Here is a 20,187-nt window from a genome sequence, read left to right on the forward strand (position 1 = left end):
TCGTTATGGTAATGTCTTTTTTAGTATATTCTTAACCTGGATAACATCCTCTTTTGTACAATCATCCTTACTATATCTTGCTTTTTCATAAAATTCCGCTAATTTCTTTGCTTCCTTTTTGATTATTTCATCCTCGGAATGCTCAGTTTGAATATTTAAGGCATATTGGGATAGTTGCATTGGAGTTAAACAACCTGATAGTTTTTCGGTATCATTATGGGTTATAACCCCTTTATAAAAATGTTTTCTGATTTTTTCATTATTGGAGCGGCCAAACAAAGGAAATAGTTTCTTAACTACCTTGCTCATTTCTTCTCTTTTCAGGGATTCCCTCTTGTCAAAGGGGGAAATAAATTCGGTTTTATCTCTGAAATTATTGTATTTCTTTTCATAAAACAATTGATATAACCGGTAAAGGCCATATAGAATTAATGCTATCACTCCGGCAAATAACGCTATAGTAAATAAACCCAGCAGGATGTTCCCAATATACTGCCAGATAACAGACGGGGTATTGGCTTTTATAAGCCCTAAGGGTTCAGCTCCTTGATCCGGTTCTATATTTTTTATTGGAGAAGTTATATCTTTATCTTCAAACAGTGAAAAAAAGGCTCTTATTAATCCTAATAGTAAATTTCCAATTATGGCTAAAAAGGCTTTCAGAGGAAATTTTGTGAAGATAAACATGGTGGCAACACATAAACAACTAAAAAATAGCAGTAATATATGATTGGTATTTTGGATGCGTTTTATTGGAACATTGGTTAAATTGCTGTGAGTCTGAAAAAAACGTTCAAAATTAATGAGATACAAATTAAACAGATATAACAATATAAATGATAAAACTAACAGGAATACCAGACTGGTCAGATTAGTTATTCCCAGATAATTATTTAAAAAATACATGGCAATAAACGGTGCTAAAAATATCAGAGAGGTATTTGATTTCGCCATAACTTCTGTTTTCAACTTGTTATTAAGAGCAAATGCCGTTAAAAGAACGAAATAAATAAAATAAAAAGCAATTACAAAACCATTATGGTTCGTAAAGATATAGACAGCAGCCATACTGATATGCAGGACTAAAAAAGACCAGATATGTTTGGTGTACCTGCCAATCAGGTAAGATATGACTGGAGCCGGAAGCAATATAAAAGTTTTATAAACATAACCGGTATTTTTGGTGGTAAATATAATACCAATTCCGATTACGGCAAAAGAAGCAAGAAAATTAAGGAGTATATTTAACATATCTATTATAAAATGATATTGTTTGTTATTCATGCTAAAAACCTTTCTTTTTATTCTATAAAAGAGCTAACAGGTTTGGTGTGTCAAAAGCCAAACAAATATCTTACCTATATTAAGGGGCTAGTTCCCATGGTATGATATAAGGTATTAATACGGCATCTGCTTTTACTGTAACGCTTTGATTGGTGGGGATAATCCAGGTAAAATCAGCTTTCTTTTCAAGAGAGGTTAAGAGGAGCCGCCGGATATCTTCTTTTTGATAAAAAGATATAAAAATCAGATAATCATTTTCTGATGAATGGAGGCAGTTTTCTTCGATGACCGGTACAAATGCAGGTATGGGTAAAATGGTATCAATTCTGGCTAAGAGTTCATTGATAGCTTTTATATGATTATTTCCTGATCCGGGAGGGATATTTAATATTTCATGAGTTATTATATCTCTGCCATTGGTGTAAATGGATGTCTGAATTCCCTGATCGATAAAAGCAGAAGCGAGAGACACAGCCAAGCGGATACTTTCTTCCTGTAAATCTTCGTGTTTCCATATGGAGTCAGATTCTAAATTAATAATAATTTTAACCTGCTGGGAAGAAGTATAATCGTAAACATTAACCTTTAGGGAGCCTGTTTTCGCGGAAGCTTTCCAATTTACTGTTTTTAACGTATCATAGGACTGATATTCACGAATACTTCGGAATTCAAAGGGGTCTTCATTTATAAACCGTTTGGCGAGTACTGTTCCCAGCATTTTATTAAAAGGTGCCTGTAATCTGATATAATCTACAGGTTTTGGATACACATATAAGCGTATATCCATATCATAATTTTTTACTGCTTCAAAAGTGATAAACAAATCGGAACAGATCAGATCCGCATTATTTATTGTAAAATAACCCCGGTGCAAACACCTGAAATTTAACGACCTGGTTAATTTCTGATACATCATAATGGATATCAAATCATTACGGTAGTAATTATCGGTTACGATGGAATTGTTAAAGTCCAGAAAGTTCAAATATTTAGAAGTCATGAACTTCACTTTTAAAATGGGAAGGGGAAGTAATTTCTTATTTATAATAGTCTCATATAAAATTAATTCATCACCTTCTACGGCTTTCTCTTCGGAAAAATTGATAGAAACCGACAGGTTTTTATTCCATAACTTATGGTAAAGGTAATTCTGGAGTAAATATAGTAGAAGAGCACCTAACATAGCTGATAGTATAATCATGGAATTATTACCTCCTGGTAAAATCCTCAGTTGGAACAGGCACATCTCCTAAAATCTCAAAAATGATATCAAGGGAAGCAGCCCCTTTTTGGAATCCTGTTCTTAAAATAATACGATGGGTTAATACATAAGGCGCGATCGTCTGTATAATTTCAGGTGTAACATATTGTTTGCCTTTGATAGCGGTATAAGCCTGCGCAGCTCTTAAAAAAGCCAGACTTCCCCTTGGACTGACGCCCAGAGCAATACCTTTATGGCTTCTTGTTTGGTGAATGATCGAAATCATATATTCCATTAAAGAAGGGTGAATATAAATAGATTTAATGAAATTCTGCATAGCCAGTAATTTTTCTTTGGAACAAACACTATTTAATGCTTCTAACGGGTCTGCCTGGATAAAACGGTTTAAAATAGCAATTTCTTCGGTAAAATCCGGGAATCCCATTCCGATCTGCATGAGAAAACGGTCTAACTGTGCTTCCGGCAGAGGAAATGTTCCTGCTGTTTCAACAGGATTTTGAGTTGCTATTACGAAAAAGGGTTTTTCTAAACGGTAGGTTTGCCCGTCAATGGTTATCTGTTTTTCTTCCATACATTCCAACAGGCTGGATTGGGTTCTTGGAGTAGCACGGTTAATTTCATCTGCAAGGAGTATATTGGTAAATACCGGCCCGCTTCTAAATGTAAATTCCCCCAATTTCTGATTATAATAATTTAATCCGGTTATATCTGACGGAAGAAGATCCGGTGTGAATTGAATTCGTTTAAAGTCAGCATCTAATGATTTGGCCAGGGATTTAGCGAGTACTGTTTTTCCCGTACCCGGTACATCTTCAAGAAGAATATGTCCCCCTGCAAGAAGAGAAGTCAGGATTAAATCGATAATCTGAGATTTTCCTATAATAACTTTTTCAATATTTTGCTTTATCCTGTCTGTTTGAGATTGTAATTCCAATATATCCATAGCATCACCTTTACTTTCCTAATCGTTCCAGTATTAATAAATGGAATTTGGTTCCATGTCCTCTCTATTATAGTACATACTATGAAGAAATGGATATAGGTAAATAGCAGATATAATTGCGGAATGATTGTAGAAATTATACAGGAAATGCTTTGTTAGCTTAGCGATATTGATTTCTTCGGGAAAGTATTAAAATAAATAATCCTGTAATCTTTTATAAGAACTAATAATATAACCGGATTTTCTTATAATAAATAAATAAAAGCCGATAATATCTTTGGAATTGCACCGATTCGGCAAATTGACTTATATTATAAAACATGATATAAAATTTCTAGCCGTTTTTATAAAAATAACAACTTATTTGGAGGAATTATAAAAGTGGAAATAAAAAAGATTAAACTGAATACGCCAGAAGAAGTAATGGAATTTGTTAATGCTGCGGAACAATGTGATTTCGATATAGATTTATACTATAATAGAATAGTTGTAGATGCAAAGTCTTTCCTTGGAATTATGAGCCTTGATATATCCCAAAACTTTAATGTAGCTTACCATGGTTATAACAATAATCTGGAAAATACAATAAAAAAATATGCAGTGGTATAACTGGAAATAAAAGGGTGTGTTGTAACTGCAGCACACCCTTTTAAGTATACATAATATTTATTGCACCGAATCAAGTATAGCCAATAATCTGGAGGGGTATAAGGGTTTACTGTAGATATAACCCTGAATGATATCACAATTCTTAGCCTTTAGTACACTTAATTGCTCATTATATTCCACACCTTCAGCGATAACCTCTACATCTATACTATGAGCCAGCTGTATAATTGCCTCCGCGATTAAGGAATCCTTCCTATTTTTACTGATATTATCAATAAAAGATTTATCAATTTTTAAGGTATTAATCGGCATACTGGTTAAGTAATTTAAAGAGGAATAACCTGTACCAAAATCGTCTAATGATATACGTACTCCTAAATCCTGAAGGCTGTTCAATAAGGTGACAGCATCGGTTATAGAGGATACAATCGTACTTTCCGTGATTTCCAGTTCGAGGTATTTTGGTGGAATACCAGTTTCTTTTAATACATGATCCAACATAGTAATAAATCCTGTCCGGTTAATCTGAACAGATGAAATATTTACCGATACGATATATGGAGTATAGCCAAGTTCCATCAGGTTCTTGTTAAATCGGCAGGCTTCTTTTAAAATCCATTCGCCAAGTTCCACGATTAGCCCGCTCTCTTCTGCAATTGGGATAAACTCCGATGGAGACAGTTCCCCTAACTTTCCGCTTTTAATTCTCATTAAGGCCTCGAAACCTATTATTTTATTCGTAATGATATTGATCTGAGGCTGGTATTTTATATAAATCTCATTGTTTTCTATAGCTCCCCTTAATATTTCAAGAATGATAGTATTTCTGTTTAATTCATCTTCCATACTTTTATCGAATAATGTATATTTGTTTTTACCGGTATCCTTGGATTTATACATAGCTATGTCAGCATTCTTAATCAGAACATTGGTTAAGGTACCGTTTTTCGGATAAATGGCAATGCCGATACTCATGGATACATAAGCGATTTCACCGCTTAGATGAAAGGGTTTTTTAAACGCATCGATTACATTAGCCGCAAATTCAGTTGCTTCCCTTTGGCTGCTTAAGTTTTCTCGGAAAATTAAAAATTCGTCGCCTCCTGCCCTGGCGAGTATATCATCTGAAGTGATTAAGGAAAGAAGCTGTTCGGCGGTTTGGGTTAATAAATTATCTCCATAATCATGTCCAAGAGTATCATTTATTGTCTTAAAATTATCCAAATCTACAAAGTAAACGGCATGTACTTTATTAGATCCCGGTGACAAAGCTAAAGTGCTGTTAACCCGTTCGGTAAAAGCCAGTTTATTTGGCAGGTTAGTAAGAATATCGTGATATGCTAAATATTCAATCCGAATATAATTATTGCGAAGCTGTTCCTCGTTGGTAATTAATTCTTCGTGCATTGCAGACAGTTCATTATAGTTCCCTTTAATAATATGTAACATCTTATTAAAACTTCTGGATAATTCACCTATTTCATTATTAGCTTTAATATTGGATTGTACCTCTAAGTCCCCGTCTGAGGCAGTACGCATGGCATCCTTTAATTCTATAATGGGATCCGTATATGATTTAGCAAATTTATTACTTACCAGAATCATAAAAATGATAAGTATAATCACGGTCCATCCCAGAACATAGATAATTATTACGGCGAGATTAATGATTTCCGATATATCCTGTTTCACCAGTAAAACCCAGTCAAGTTCCGGTATAACACTATACCCGTAAATTTTACGGTTATTTTCATAGTTATATGCAAACGCACCGTTTTGAGTAATTTTACCGGTATAATAACTGTTAACAAGAGTACCGAGTTTTTCATTATCAATACTTGTACCGATTAATCTGGAATCAGGATGGTACACTATGATTCCGTTTTTATCTAAAACTACTCCAAAACCGGTTTCTCCCATTTTAATGGAGCTAAGAAAATCTTTAAAATAGGATAAATTAATAGTGCTGATAATATAACCGATAATTATTGAACTTTCATTTGTTTCCATGGTTATGGGGCAGCCTATTTCTATACAGTAAGAGCTTGTTTTGTTTGTGATATTGTCCGGTGAAAGCTGCGGATTTTTAATCAGTCCGCTGACGCCGCTGGCAGAACACTTAGTGGCTTTTATGTAGGAGAGGGTTATACTGTCGGAGTAATCCGTATTAACAATGGATTGATCGGAACTGGCGATTGCCTGAAATTTTGTATTATATACCGTTATACGGGAACAGGAAGGATACTGGGCATGACGTTTTTTTAATAATTCCATGGCGCTTTTGTAAATATCCTTATAGCCTTTCTTTGTAAGTAAAACAGACGATTGATTATAAAGTGCCAGATTATAAATCTGGTTTTGTATGGCAAGAAGATTAATTTCTGTCTGTTGATTTTTGACCATCGCTTTTAACCCATTGCTGTTCGTAACAGCCAATTGGTTTAAATTATCACGCTTAATTGATATCAATCTGCCGGCAATAAGTTGATATGCCAGTATAGATACGATGATAATTGGTACAATAGAGAATATAATTAAGGTTATTCTTAAGGTTTTTTTAATCGACATAATATTCTTCCAGGACTATTCAGTTAAGCGGTCCTTACGAACCAACGCATATATGCGTCAGGTACACAAAACATGCATAAATCGCATATTATGGTACTATTTGCTCGAAATTTAGCGATTCTATCGGGCGGCTGAATAGTTTAATCTTCTTTCATGTAGTAATTATTTACATTTTATCAATATTTCTGGAAAATTGCAACAATATCTGGAATTGAGAAATGCTGATTTTATAATAACTTTACAACTTAAATGAAAATTTTAGTTGAAAAAGAATTCCATAACAGGTATACTTGTAGCGTTAGATTAAACATAATGGTAAGCAGTAACTTATTATGGAATTAGAACGGAGAAATTTATGTATAGGTTAATATGCAGAGACGGTAATGCAAAGCGAGGAGAGTTTACTACCGTCCATGGCACGATTCAGACACCTGTGTTTATGAATGTGGGTACTGCGGCAGCGATAAAAGGTGCGGTATCTACTATGGATTTGCAGGGGATAAAGACTCAGGTAGAGCTATCCAATACCTATCATTTACATGTAAGGCCGGGTGACCAGGTAATTAAGAAACTGGGAGGTCTTCATAAGTTTATGGTATGGGACAAACCTATTTTAACGGATTCAGGCGGTTTTCAAGTCTTTTCTCTGGCAGGGCTTCGAAAGATAAAAGAAGAAGGTGTGTATTTTAATTCCCATGTAGATGGCCGCAAGATTTTTATGGGTCCGGAAGAGAGTATGCAGATACAATCCAATCTTGCCTCTACAATTGCCATGGCTTTTGATGAATGTCCGCCACATCCGGCAACCAGGGAATATATGCAGAATTCGGTAGACAGAACCACAAGATGGCTTAAGCGTTGTAAAGATGAGATGGCAAGGCTTAATTCCCTTGAAGATACTATTAACAGGAAGCAGATGTTATTTGGAATTAATCAGGGCGGTACGTTTGAAGATATTCGTATTGAGCATGCCAAGAGGATTGCCGAGATGGATTTAGACGGTTATGCTTTGGGAGGTCTGGCAGTCGGAGAGTCCCATGAGGAGATGTACCGTATTATAGAAGAAACGGTTCCTTATCTTCCATTGGAAAAGCCAACTTATTTAATGGGTGTGGGAACACCGGAAAACATTTTGGAATCGGTGGAACGAGGGGTGGATTTTTTTGATTGTGTATATCCTGCACGAAACGGCCGTCACGGTAATGCGTATACCAACCATGGAAAAATGAATCTGCTGAATGCCAAATATGAACTGGACAGCCGAGCCATAGAAGAGGGTTGTGATTGTCCGACCTGCAGACATTACAGCAGAGCATATATCAGGCATTTATTGAAAGCAAAAGAAATGCTGGGTTTAAGGCTTTTAGTTACGCATAATCTCTATTTTTATAATAATATGATGGAAGAGATTAGAGGTGCGATTGAACAGCAAAGATATAATGAATATAAAAAAGCTAAGTTAAAAGGCTTTGCGGAAGGCGAAGCATAACATGATAGGAATGAAATGATGTTCCTGATTTAGTAATATGGGTAATCCATAACAATAAATTTATATAATAACAGGAGGAATTTTATGAATAACCTTATTTTTTTAACGCAAACTGCTACGAATGGAGGAACGTCCTTAATAATGATGGTTTTCTGGATTATAATTATGGGACTTGCTTTTTACTTTATGGCGATTCGTCCCCAGAAGAAACAGCAGAGAGCAATGGAAGCACTGATTTCTACTCTTGCACCGGGAGATAGTATTCTGACATCCAGCGGTTTCTATGGTGTAATCATTGATGTTATGGAAGAAGTAATCATTGTAGAGTTCGGAAATAATAAAAATTGCCGTATACCTATGAAAAAATCAGCTGTTGTTGAAGTTGAAAAGCCAAATACTGCAGAAAAAGAAAAATAATATAGTAATTAATAATAGTAAAGACGCTGTAAAAACTATTTGAATATAAATAAAATAATTCAAAACGACACAATAAAAAAATAATGTAAAAATAATAATATAGTTAAGCCTATCCTGATACTTTATTTACCCAAAGGATTCAACCAATAAGGTATGTATCAGGACAGGCTTTTTCTAACGGTTAATTTCTGCTCTTTAAACGATCCTCCAGTTTTTCCAGAATGGAATACGGAATTTTTAAATTCCCGCGGCCGGAACCCAGACTTATATCTGGTTTATTGGCTCCGTGAAAGTCGGAACCACCTGTAATCACCAGATTATACTTATTAGCTAAATGTATCATACGTCCTTCATCAAAACCCGTATTAGTGGAATATATAGCTTCGATACCGTCTAGTCCACGATCAGAAAGATAGGAAACCATCTGTTCCACTTCCTCCAACGTATATTTATAGAGCAGAGGATGTGCTGCAACGGAAAGTCCTCCTGCCGTATGAATCAGATCAATTGCCTCAGCAGGAGATAAATATTCCCTGGGTACATAATATGGAGAGTCATCATTTAAGTACCTGGTAAAGGCATCCTGCATGGATTTACAATACCCGTACTTAACCATAAACTTGGCAAAATGCGCTCGGGTTAAGACCGCTTCCCCTTCTTCCTGGCGTAATTTATCAACGGTTATGTCTATACCCGCAGATCTTAAATTTGCGGTCATCTTTTCGTTTCTTTCATCCCGCTTCAAACGGGCATTTTCCAGTGCCTGATAAAGGATAGTATTATTTCCATCTACAAACAAACCCAAAATATGAATATCTCTTTTTCTGTAAAACACCGAAAGTTCCGTTCCAGGAATAACCTGTATGGGATTTCCGGCTTCTGTTTCTGACAGGGCAGCAGCCTGCGCTTGTTGAATACCGGCCAGGGTGTCGTGATCGGTCAAAGCGATTGCTGCAAGTTGACTTTTAACCGCCAGATTAACGACTTCAGATGGGGTTAAAGTTCCATCGGAAACATTGGAATGGACATGGAGATCAATATATTTCATGAGTATTCTTCCTTCCTTTTTTTATCTATTGGATTTGGGTGCCAAAATCCGATTTGCTTGAAGTGAATTTAAGGTTATAGATATAACCTGAGCAGATATGACAAGTAAATCCTATAATTAAATAATTTTCATTATTCTTATTATTAATTTATTAAGCTTTATTATTATAGCATTCTTAATGAGAGAAGTCATCTGATTTTCAAACTGCATGGTTTCAGAATAATCGGATCTTAAAATTTCAAAAATGCGATATTATAGAATATAAATCAGGCATGGATAATATATTACAGTATAAATAAAGCGGAGGTTTGGAATGGACAAAGTATTGCACCGTAATTCAAAGGTTGTAGTTATCTTACGAGATCTTCTGATTTCCTATATGGTAACAGGAATACTGTTGTTATTGCTGGCATTTTTTATGCTCAAAGCCGATCTTTCAGGCGGAATCCTTAATGGGGGTATTTTACTGACTTATGTCTTATCTTCTTTTGCAGGCGGATTTTTGCTGGGAAAAAGTGCAGACCAGAAAAGGTTCCTGTGGGGTTTGGGTATGGGAGCATTATATTTTATCATGCTGGTGTTAATTTCTATACTGACGAATTCCGTAATGGGAATGGAAGCGAGCAGGGTAATAACCGTTATGGTTATATGTTTATTCAGCGGTATGCTTGGCGGTATGATCAGTTAAATCGTTACAGTTCAGCCTTGGGCTGAATTGTAACAAATGGATACACATGTACATATATCTCGTGTTTTCTGTGACTTTCACTACCCTCCACTCACAAAAAACACCTCGCGGTTCCCCAGGCTGAACGGTAGCGTTAAATTATAATAAAAAACTCTTTTCATATTATTTGGGGTATGGTATAATATCAGATGATATTATTGCTATAAATAGGCAATCAGGAATAATTGAAGGAGGCTATCTCATGAAACGTATCAAAACATTAAATACAAGAAATTTAAAAGATACCATGAAAAAAGGCGGATGTGGCGAATGCCAGACTTCCTGCCAGTCAGCTTGTAAAACATCCTGTACTGTAGGAAATCAAAGCTGCGAAAACAAATAATAAAGATACATAATCAGATACATGATGTAAGAAAAAACAGGAGCTTTTAAGTTCCGCATTATCCCGTGTATTTTATAAGCAGCGTCTTTCGGCCGCTGCTTATTATTTGTGCGGAGTTTTGCAGTTACCAATTGCTTTTTTATATAGAAGGGAGAAACACTTTGGTTCACCAATATAAGAATAACGGATATAATATTGTATTAGATGTTAACAGCGGAATGGTTCATGTTGTTGATGACTTAGCTTATGATATTATAGCCGTATATAATACTATAGATCAAAATAAATCTAAGAAGTTTTCTGATATTAAGAAAGAAGAGGTTATAAATGAAATAATCCGTAAGTACCATCGTTCGGAATACAGCCGGTTGTTCGGCAGTGAATCGGATGAGGAAGAAGTTAAAACAGCTGTTCTGGAAGCTCTTAATGATATAGAGGAATTAATTAAGGACGGTGCTCTTTTTACGGAAGATATTTATGAAAATTATATATCCGAATTTAAATCCCGGCAAACAGTTGTAAAAGCGTTATGTTTACATATTGCCCATGATTGTAATCTGGCCTGCCGTTATTGCTTTGCGGAGGAAGGGGAATATCAGGGCAGAAGAGCTTTAATGAGTTATGAAGTAGGAAAACAGGCATTGGATTTTCTGATTCAGAACTCCGGAAACAGAAAAAATCTTGAAGTCGATTTCTTCGGCGGCGAACCGCTTATGAACTTTGACGTAGTAAAACGTTTAGTTGTTTATGGCAGGGAGCAGGAGAAATTACATAATAAAAAATTCCGTTTTACCTTAACCACCAACGGAATTCTGTTAAATGACGAAATCATGGAATTTGCAAATCAGGAAATGAGTAATATGGTACTCAGTATTGACGGACGTAAAGAAATAAATGATCGAATGAGGCCTTCAAGGAACGGAAAAGGCAGTTATGATGTAATCGTACCAAAGTTTTTAAAATTCGCTGACAGCCGTAAGCAGACGAATTATTATGTGAGAGGAACATTCACTCATAATAATCTGGATTTTGCAGAAGATGTTAAACATTTGGCCGAACTGGGATTTAAACAGATTTCCGTAGAACCCGTAGTATCCCTCCCTGAGGAACCTTACGCTATCACAGAAGCCGACATCCCTAAAATTTTTGAGGAATATGACAAGCTGGCACGATATATGCTGGAGAAGAAAAAGGAAGGAAAGGAATTTAACTTTTTCCATTTCATGATTGATTTATCCGGCGGTCCCTGTGTTGCAAAACGTTTATCCGGTTGTGGTTCGGGTACGGAGTATCTGGCGGTTACTCCTTGGGGTGATTTATATCCATGCCACCAGTTTGTCGGTGAGGATAATTACTTGATGGGTAACGTGTATGAAGGCGTGAAAAAAGCAGATTTAAGGGATGAGTTTAAATGCTGTAATGTTTACGCCAAAGATAAGTGCAAAGAGTGTTTTGCCAGATTTTACTGCAGCGGCGGATGTGCTGCAAATTCCTTTAAGTTTCATGGAAACATTTTGGACACTTACGATATTGGGTGTGAGCTGCAGAAAAAACGTGTGGAATGTGCAATTATGTTAAAAGCTGCGGAAGCGGAATTAGAATAATAAAGGCAGTAAAAGTGAGCAATCATCTGACTTGCTTAAATGATTGTAAACGCACCGGCGAACGGAAGAAACTCGCACGTTGAGTTTCTTCCGTTATTCTTTCATATTCTTTATTACATTCTGATAAATGGTTTGGGTATCGATAGTCATCCCAAGGTATTCATTCAAAACAATAAATTGGACTTCCGTCGCCTAAACCATAGATGGAATATTGGAGGTTACTATGGAAAAATGGGTATTAAAAAATAAAAAAGCAGATTTTACTGCTATGATGAAGCAATATAAAATAAGCGAAGTAATTGCAAGATTACTGGTTAACCGGAATCATGAAGAAGCAGAAGATATTAAAGCATTTCTCCATCCGGATATTGGGTATTTACATAATCCCCTGACTATGAAAGATATGGTGAAGGCATGTGACATATTAACGGATAAAATAAAGCAAGGTAAAAAAATCAGGATTGTTGGGGATTATGATGTTGACGGAGTTGCTTCGACTTATGTTTTATATACGGCACTTAATAACTGTAAAGCTACAGTAGATTATGAGATTCCGGACAGGGTAAAAGACGGCTACGGTATTAATATGAATATTATTGAGGCTGCCAGCCTGGACGGTATTGATACCATATTAACCTGTGATAATGGAATATCTGCTAAGGAGCAGATTGAAAAAGCAAAAGAACTTGGTATGACAGTTATTATTACGGACCATCATGATGTGCCGTTTATGGAAGAGGGAGACCGAAAAGAATATATCATACCAAAGGGAGATGCAGTGGTAAATCCCAAGCAGCACGATTGCCAGTATCCGTTTAAATGTCTTTGCGGTGCGGCAGTTGCTTTTAAACTGGTTCAGATCCTTTATGACAGGTTCGGGATTGACAAAAAAGAAACGGATAAATTATTAGAAGTAGTAGCCATCGCTACGGTGTGTGACGTAATGGATCTGGTGAATGAAAACCGTATTATTGTAAAAAATGGACTGGAATTATTAAAAAAGACAAATAATTTTGGTCTAAAGGCTTTAATGGAGAAAAATAATATCAACCTGATTAATCTGTCCGCATATCATTTGGGTTATATTATCGGCCCATGTCTAAATGCTTCCGGAAGGCTGGATACGGCCAAAAAAGGTTTACGGCTGCTGTTATCGGAAACAAAAGAGGAAGCAGACCTCTTGGCAGGGGAACTTAAGCAGTTAAATGATACCCGTAAGGAAATGACAGCCAAAAGTTTGGAACAGGCAATTAAACTGGTGGAAGATGGCGGTATGGAAGAAGATAAAGTCCTGGTAGTTTATTTAAAAGACTGCCACGAAAGCCTGGCCGGAATTATTGCGGGACGTCTGAAAGAAAGATATAATAAACCGGCAATTGTATTGACCGATTCGGAGGCAGCTATAAAAGGTTCCTGCCGTTCCATAGAGCAATATAATATATATGAAGAATTAACGAAATGTAAGCATTTATTATTAAAATACGGCGGGCATCCGCTTGCAGCGGGATTATCTTTAGCAGAGACAGAAGTTGAGCGGTTAAGAAAAACTTTAAATCAGAATACCTTATTAACAACAGAGGATCTAATCCCAAAAATATCAATCGATATTCTCCTTCCGTTAGGTTACTTAAATGAAGAACTGGTAATGGAATTAGAAAGGATGGAGCCTTTTGGAAAAGGTAATTTAAAACCCGTATTTGCTGAAAAAAACCTGCGTATCAGAAGAGCCAGTATCTTTGGTAAAAATTCCAATGTACTGAAACTTCAGGTTGCTAACGAGTATGGACGTGTAATGGATGCTGTCTATTTTGGCGAAGTGGAAGTATTTTTAAATAATTTAAGAGAGGGTTACGGCCGGGAAGAAATAGATAAGATGTTCCAGAACAGGGATAATGCAGTAAAATTATCGGTAACCTATTATCCAAGTATTAATGAATATGGCGGAAATCGTACGGTACAGATAATTATTCAAAATTACCAGATGATATTTCAATAACTGCAAAAAATAAAAGAGAAAAACTGTAATGAATTTTGGCTTGAAATTTAAATTATAAGAAATTGCTGATTTGAAATAATTTGATATTTAATTTCGTTAATGTTATAATATATGTTGGGTTTTTTGTGCGCAGAAAGCATAGACTATGCGTTGGGTTGAAAGAAAAGATAATAAAGAAAGGAATGCCACATAAAAAATCTTTCGACCTGTGAAACTTTGTTTCACATATTATTAGTGGCAGCAACACATCTGCAGACAGATGTGTTATGCAGAGGGCGTTAATATGAAGAAGTTAGAAGAATATGTTAGAAGTATACCTGATTTTCCTGAAAAAGGTATTGTATTCAGGGATGTGACAAGTGTATTACAGGATAAAGACAGTTTAAGAATGTCCATCGATCAGATGCAGGCACTTTTAGATGGATTGGACATAGATGTTATTGTAGGGCCTGAATCAAGAGGTTTTATATTCGGAGTACCGATTGCCTATAATCTAAATAAAGCATTTGTTCCGGTACGCAAAAAGGGAAAACTTCCTTGTGAAACCATACAGATGGAATATGCCTTGGAGTACGGTACTGCAACGATTGAAATGCATAAGGATGCAATTAAACCAGGTCAGAAGGTAGCAATCGTAGACGATTTAATAGCAACCGGCGGTACAATTGAAGCGATAACGAAACTGGTTGAAAGTTTAGGCGGTGAAGTTGTAAAAATTATATTCTTAATCGAATTAGAAGGACTCCATGGACGTGATAAATTAAAAGGTTATAATGTGGATGCCGTAATAAAATACGAAGGGAAATAAAAATTTCCGCCATAAAGAATACAATTACTTACCTTGATTATAAGAACTTTGTTAAACTTAAATCATATATTTATAATAAATTTTGCCATAGGTTAGATGTACTATCATAACCTATGGCTTTAATTTTCGCACAAACAAAGTGAGAAATAATAAGCTTGCTTGCAGTAATTCGAACGCCCGCGCGAACCGCGTTTCTTCCCGTTTTATCACGACAAATATATATAATTTTCGTATACCCATCTGGAAGACAATGACAAAACTCAGCAGGATAAGTCATTATTCAATAAATGAATTGATTTTTTTTTAGAGATTGATTATAATAAAAAGATAAACTTACAGACTGGTGGTGATTTCATGGATGATTTGGCATATAAGATGAGGGATAAAGATAATAAAGACAAAAAAAATAAAGAAATGTTAATTCCTGCTGATTTTACTAGTCCTGACGTATTGTATAAGGAATTAGTTAAAATTGTGGAAAGTTATCATCCGTCTGCTGATATTTCCATGATAGAAAAAGCCTACCATGTTGCAGATCTTGCTCATAAAAATCAGTTCAGGAAATCCGGGGAACCCTACATTATACATCCTTTATGTGTGGCTATTATTTTGGCTGAACTGGAATTAGATAAAGAGACCATTGTAGCAGGACTTCTCCATGATGTAGTGGAAGATACGGTTTATACAGTTGAGGAACTCAAGGGAGAGTTTAATGAAGAGATTGCTTTACTGGTAGATGGTGTTACGAAATTAACTCAATTAAGTTATTCTAAGGATAAAGTCGAAATCCAGGCTGAAAACTTGAGAAAAATGTTTTTGGCAATGGCAAAAGATATCCGCGTTATTTTAATAAAATTAGCGGATCGTCTGCACAATATGCGGACACTTCAATATCAAACTCCCATTAAACAAAAAGAAAAAGCAAGGGAAACCATGGACATCTATGCACCTATAGCACAGAGACTTGGTATATCCAAAATTAAAATAGAATTAGATGATCTATCTTTAAAATATCTGGAACCGGAAATTTATAATGATTTAACGGAGAAAATAAACTCCAAAAAAGGGGAAAGAGAAGAAATCATTAACGGAATTGTGGAAGAAGTCAGATACCATATTCAGGCAGCTGAAATCGATGCCAAAATTGACGGACGTGTGAAACATTTCTTCAGTATATATAAAAAGATGGTAAATCAAAATAAGACACTGGACCAGATTTTTGATTTATTTGCTGTTCGTATTATTGTGGAATCGGTGAAAGACTGTTATGCTGCACTTGGCGTTATACATGAGATGTATAAACCAATACCTGGCAGGTTTAAAGATTATATTGCCATGCCGAAGCCGAATATGTACCAGTCTCTTCATACAACATTAATCGGGCCCGGAGGACAACCGTTCGAGATACAGATTAGAACGTATGAGATGCACCGGACGGCAGAATATGGTATTGCTGCCCATTGGAAATACAAGGAAGGACAGGACGGAAAGAATACCCATGATACGGAAGAGGCTAAATTAACCTGGCTGCGCCAGATTTTAGAGTGGCAGAGGGACATGTCGGATAATAAAGAATTCTTAAGTCTGCTTAAGAGTGATTTGGATTTATTTTCCGAAAGTGTGTATTGTTTCACGCCTACCGGTGATGTCAAGAATTTGCCGAATGGATCTACTCCCATCGATTTTGCTTACAGCATTCATAGTGCAGTAGGCAACAAGATGGTTGGAGCCAGAGTAAACGGTAAATTAGTAAATATTGATTATGTCATTCAAAACGGTGACCGGATAGAAATTATTACATCCCAGAATTCCAAAGGACCCAGCAGAGACTGGTTATCTTTGGTGAAAAGTACTCAGGCGAAAAATAAAATCAACCAGTGGTTTAAAACCGAATTAAAAGAAGATAACATCATCCGCGGTAAAGATATGATTATAGCTTATTGTAAGACCAAGGGTATTAACCTCAGTGATTTATTAAAACCTGAGTTTATGAATAAGGTTATGTCTAAGTATGGTTTCCGGGATTGGGATTCTATTTACGCAGCCGTTGGTCATGGTGGTTTAAAAGAAGGCCAGGTAATTAATAAGCTCAAAGATGAGTACGATAAAAAACATAAAAAAGAAATCACCGATGAAAACGTATTAGACACCATTTCCGATATAAAGGAGAATAAACCTGCTGCTTTTACAAAATCAAGAAGCGGCATCGTAGTAGAGGGAATACATGATGTTGCAGTTCGTTTTTCCAAATGCTGCAGTCCCGTTCCCGGTGATGAAATCGTTGGCTTTGTAACCCGCGGCCGCGGTGTGTCCATCCATCGTACGGACTGTATTAATCTCATGAATTTATCCGAAGAAGACCGTGCCAGATTAATTGAAGCGGAATGGAATGTATCCCCGGATAAAATGCAGGGAGAACTTTATACTGCGGAGATCAAAATCTATGCAAATAACAGAAGCGGCGTATTGGTTGATGTGTCTAAAATCCTAACGGAAAATAAAATAGATGTTACTTCAATGACAGTCAGAACCAGTAAACAGGGAACAGCAACCATTAGTATCGGCTTTGAAATTAACGGAGTCGAACAGTTAAAATATATTGTTGCTAAATTACGAGGTATAGAAAGTGTATTGGACATTGAACGTACCACCGGCTAAAAGCAGGAAGCCGAATAACATCTATGATACCTTTTTATTAAGATAAAATAGACAATTACGAAACTATATAGTATTCTGAATATACCATAACAAATAATACTACTTTCTGGCTGCAGTTGCTTTCAGGCAGGATTCAGCTCTGGAATTGTATTATTTGCATGAAATACAATGACCTGGTTTCGCAATTACCTATGAGATAAAAGGCAGATGGAGGCAGATATGAAAATTCAGTCTTACGTATTGGGTGTAGTAAGTACCAATTGTTATATAGTATCCAATGAAAATACAAAGGAGGCTATTATTATTGACCCCGCAGACCAGGCCTCAGTTATAACGAATTTGCTAAAGGAACAGGGCTTACATCCCGTTGCCATTCTGCTGACACATGGTCACTTTGACCATATTATGGCGGCAGAAGAGGTGGCAAAGTATTATCATATCCCTGTTATAGCCGGTGAAGCAGAAAAAGAACTGCTTGCAGATCCTGATTTAAACGGCGGTTATATGATACGCAAAAATATTACTTTAAAGGCAGATCAATTGATTCAGGATAAAGATCAGATTACGTTAGCCGGTCTTAAGATACAGATGATTCATACTCCCGGACACACTGCCGGGGGTATGTGCTATTATTTTGATAAAGAGAAAATTCTAATCAGCGGGGACACTTTATTTTTAGAGTCGGTAGGAAGAACGGATCTTCCCACCGGTAATGCAAAAACTCTTATAGAATCTATTAAGCAGAAGTTAATGGTATTACCGGATGATGTTATGGTTTGTCCCGGACATGGAGACCGGACAACCATTGGTTATGAAAGAACTCATAATCCTTATGTTGGAGATAATGATTTTTGGGATTGATAGGAAGAAGATAGGAGCCGTCATGATACAGGTTTATTTATCAAAAGACGAATATGAATATGATATACATTCTTTAGTAAAGGCATTTTATCCTAATGATCAGATAAAAGTGCATAAGGAATTTCCTTCGGATCAGAACTCGAAGAAAGATTCAATAAATGGGAATCTATTATGGGATATAAAGGGGCAAAAGGACTTATATACCTCCTTGGTATGGGATAATGTGGAGATATTTATTGATTTCTTGGATCCGTTCATCGAGATAAAAGCGATTGAAAAAGAAGTTTTATTATATTCAGAAAAACGAAGTTATGCAAATCTCCAGGACAAAATTTTAATAGATTATAATAGGAAAGCCGGGCCCGGTTCAAATAAAGTTAAGCGGAATCATTTAAAAAGAATGCTGTATTGCTGCTTATCCCATATAACCGGCAGGGAATTGCCTTGGGGAACCTTAACCGGCGTTAGGCCGACAAAAATAGCTTATGAAAAGCTGGAAGAACATATCCCTGAGGAAGAGATAATTGATTATTTGAAAAAAGAGTATCTTTGCTCGGAGGAGAAAACTGCATTAAGTCTTCAGGTAGCAAAAAGGGAGATAACTCTATTAAATGAGATGGATTACAGGAAAGGATACAGTATTTATATCGGGATACCATTTTGTCCGAGCACTTGTCTGTATTGTTCTTTTACCTCTTATTCTCTGGAAAAATATGAATCTGAGGTCGAATCGTATTTAGATGCTCTATATAAAGAAATAACATATGCCGGAAGCTGTAATATAGATAAAAAATTAACGACTGTTTATCTGGGGGGAGGGACCCCAACCACTTTAACTGCCAGGCAGCTGGATGGACTGTTAACACATATAAAGAAAAATTTTGATTTTACAAGTGTTTTGGAATATACGGTGGAAGCCGGAAGACCGGACAGTATAACTTCAGAGAAATTAAAGGTATTAAAAGACCATGGTGTTACCAGAATCTCAATTAATCCTCAAACCATGAATCAGAGGACATTAGATTTAATAGGCAGAAAACATTCTGTTAAACAGGTAATAGAAGCATTTCATATGGCAAGAGATTACGGCCATACTAATATTAATATGGATATCATTATCGGACTTCCCGGTGAGAAGTCAGAAGACGTAGCTTTCACTTTAGAAGAAATGGATAAATTAACACCGGACAGTTTAACGGTCCATACACTGGCTATTAAACGGGCAGCCAGATTAAACATTCAGAAAGAAGAGTATCAGGATATGGTATCCGCAGATACTACCAACATGTTAAAATTAACATCTGATTATACGAAACAGGCAGGTTATCTGCCATATTATCTCTACAGGCAGAAGAATATGGCAGATAACCTCGAAAATATAGGATATTCTAAATTCGGAAAAGAAGGTTTATATAACATCCTGATTATGGAAGAGAAGCAGACAATACTCGCTTTAGGTGCAGGTGCACTTTCCAAGTTTGTTTTTCATAAGGAAAACCGTATAGAACGGGTCGAAAATGTAAAGAGTTTAAAAGATTATGTGGAACGTGTAGATGAGATGATAGAGAGAAAACGTATCTTCCTTAAGGAAAATTCTTGTTTTATCTAAT

General features: G+C 36.1%; 16 protein-coding genes. 11 read left to right on the plus strand and 5 right to left on the minus strand.

The window, feature by feature from the left end:
• Window positions 1-3: 3 nt before the first annotated feature.
• The 3 genes from Ana3638_RS10700 to Ana3638_RS10710 all read right to left on the minus strand — a co-directional run bounded on the left by Ana3638_RS10700 (window position 4) and on the right by Ana3638_RS10710 (window position 3,449).
• Window positions 4-1,284, minus strand: a complete 1,281-nt coding sequence (locus Ana3638_RS10700) for a hypothetical protein (protein WP_161838015.1) — start codon at window positions 1,282-1,284, stop codon at window positions 4-6.
• 79 nt (window positions 1,285-1,363) lie between these two features.
• Window positions 1,364-2,485, minus strand: coding sequence for a DUF58 domain-containing protein (locus Ana3638_RS10705; RefSeq protein ID WP_161838016.1), 1,122 nt, complete (start codon window positions 2,483-2,485; stop codon window positions 1,364-1,366).
• Window positions 2,486-2,492: 7 nt separating this feature from the next.
• Entirely contained in the window at window positions 2,493-3,449 is a 957-nt protein-coding gene (locus Ana3638_RS10710; RefSeq protein ID WP_202621599.1) for an AAA family ATPase, read from the minus strand.
• Between the two features lie 381 nt (window positions 3,450-3,830).
• Between Ana3638_RS10710 and Ana3638_RS10715 the strand changes: the two genes are divergently transcribed.
• Window positions 3,831-4,058 (plus strand): HPr family phosphocarrier protein, encoded by a 228-nt coding sequence (locus Ana3638_RS10715; RefSeq protein ID WP_246240990.1) that lies wholly within the window; start codon window positions 3,831-3,833, stop codon window positions 4,056-4,058.
• Window positions 4,059-4,115: 57 nt separating this feature from the next.
• Here Ana3638_RS10715 and Ana3638_RS10720 read toward each other — a convergent pair whose 3' ends face one another.
• The gene (locus Ana3638_RS10720; RefSeq protein ID WP_161838017.1) at window positions 4,116-6,626 is read right to left on the minus strand and encodes a bifunctional diguanylate cyclase/phosphodiesterase; all 2,511 of its coding nucleotides are present in this window, start codon (window positions 6,624-6,626) and stop codon (window positions 4,116-4,118) included.
• Between the two features lie 355 nt (window positions 6,627-6,981).
• Here Ana3638_RS10720 and tgt point away from each other — a divergent pair, with 355 nt between their 5' ends.
• Window positions 6,982-8,115: a tRNA guanosine(34) transglycosylase Tgt gene (gene tgt / locus Ana3638_RS10725; RefSeq protein ID WP_161838018.1), complete on the plus strand. Its 1,134-nt coding sequence runs from the start codon at window positions 6,982-6,984 to the stop codon at window positions 8,113-8,115.
• 84 nt (window positions 8,116-8,199) lie between these two features.
• Window positions 8,200-8,532, plus strand: a complete 333-nt coding sequence (yajC, locus tag Ana3638_RS10730; RefSeq protein ID WP_161838019.1) for a preprotein translocase subunit YajC — start codon at window positions 8,200-8,202, stop codon at window positions 8,530-8,532.
• Between the two features lie 181 nt (window positions 8,533-8,713).
• Here the strand turns inward: yajC and Ana3638_RS10735 are convergent, their stop codons facing one another.
• Window positions 8,714-9,580, minus strand: coding sequence for a PHP domain-containing protein (locus tag Ana3638_RS10735; protein WP_161838020.1), 867 nt, complete (start codon window positions 9,578-9,580; stop codon window positions 8,714-8,716).
• Between the two features lie 313 nt (window positions 9,581-9,893).
• Between Ana3638_RS10735 and Ana3638_RS10740 the strand changes: the two genes are divergently transcribed.
• From Ana3638_RS10740 to hemZ, 8 genes are all read left to right on the plus strand, one after another.
• On the plus strand, window positions 9,894-10,268 hold the full coding sequence (locus Ana3638_RS10740) for a TIGR04086 family membrane protein (RefSeq protein ID WP_161838021.1): 375 nt from the start codon (window positions 9,894-9,896) through the stop codon (window positions 10,266-10,268).
• Between the two features lie 241 nt (window positions 10,269-10,509).
• A complete protein-coding gene (gene scfA / locus Ana3638_RS10745; RefSeq protein WP_091684032.1) occupies window positions 10,510-10,650 on the plus strand; it encodes a six-cysteine ranthipeptide SCIFF in 141 nt (46 codons plus the stop codon).
• 161 nt (window positions 10,651-10,811) lie between these two features.
• Entirely contained in the window at window positions 10,812-12,254 is a 1,443-nt protein-coding gene (gene scfB, locus Ana3638_RS10750) for a thioether cross-link-forming SCIFF peptide maturase (protein ID WP_161838022.1), read from the plus strand.
• Window positions 12,255-12,477: 223 nt separating this feature from the next.
• On the plus strand, window positions 12,478-14,250 hold the full coding sequence (gene recJ / locus Ana3638_RS10755; protein ID WP_161838023.1) for a single-stranded-DNA-specific exonuclease RecJ: 1,773 nt from the start codon (window positions 12,478-12,480) through the stop codon (window positions 14,248-14,250).
• Window positions 14,251-14,533: 283 nt separating this feature from the next.
• On the plus strand, window positions 14,534-15,058 hold the full coding sequence (locus Ana3638_RS10760; RefSeq protein WP_161838024.1) for an adenine phosphoribosyltransferase: 525 nt from the start codon (window positions 14,534-14,536) through the stop codon (window positions 15,056-15,058).
• Between the two features lie 375 nt (window positions 15,059-15,433).
• Window positions 15,434-17,716: a RelA/SpoT family protein gene (locus tag Ana3638_RS10765; RefSeq protein WP_161840519.1), complete on the plus strand. Its 2,283-nt coding sequence runs from the start codon at window positions 15,434-15,436 to the stop codon at window positions 17,714-17,716.
• Window positions 17,717-17,935: 219 nt separating this feature from the next.
• Entirely contained in the window at window positions 17,936-18,577 is a 642-nt protein-coding gene (locus Ana3638_RS10770; RefSeq protein ID WP_161838025.1) for an MBL fold metallo-hydrolase, read from the plus strand.
• 22 nt (window positions 18,578-18,599) lie between these two features.
• Complete coding sequence (hemZ, locus tag Ana3638_RS10775; RefSeq protein WP_161838026.1) at window positions 18,600-20,186, plus strand: coproporphyrinogen dehydrogenase HemZ; 1,587 nt, start codon at window positions 18,600-18,602, stop codon at window positions 20,184-20,186.
• Window position 20,187: the final 1 nt, after the last annotated feature.

The organism is Anaerocolumna sedimenticola (genome assembly GCF_009931695.1).
GTDB classification, from domain to species: domain Bacteria; phylum Bacillota; class Clostridia; order Lachnospirales; family Lachnospiraceae; genus Anaerocolumna; species Anaerocolumna sedimenticola.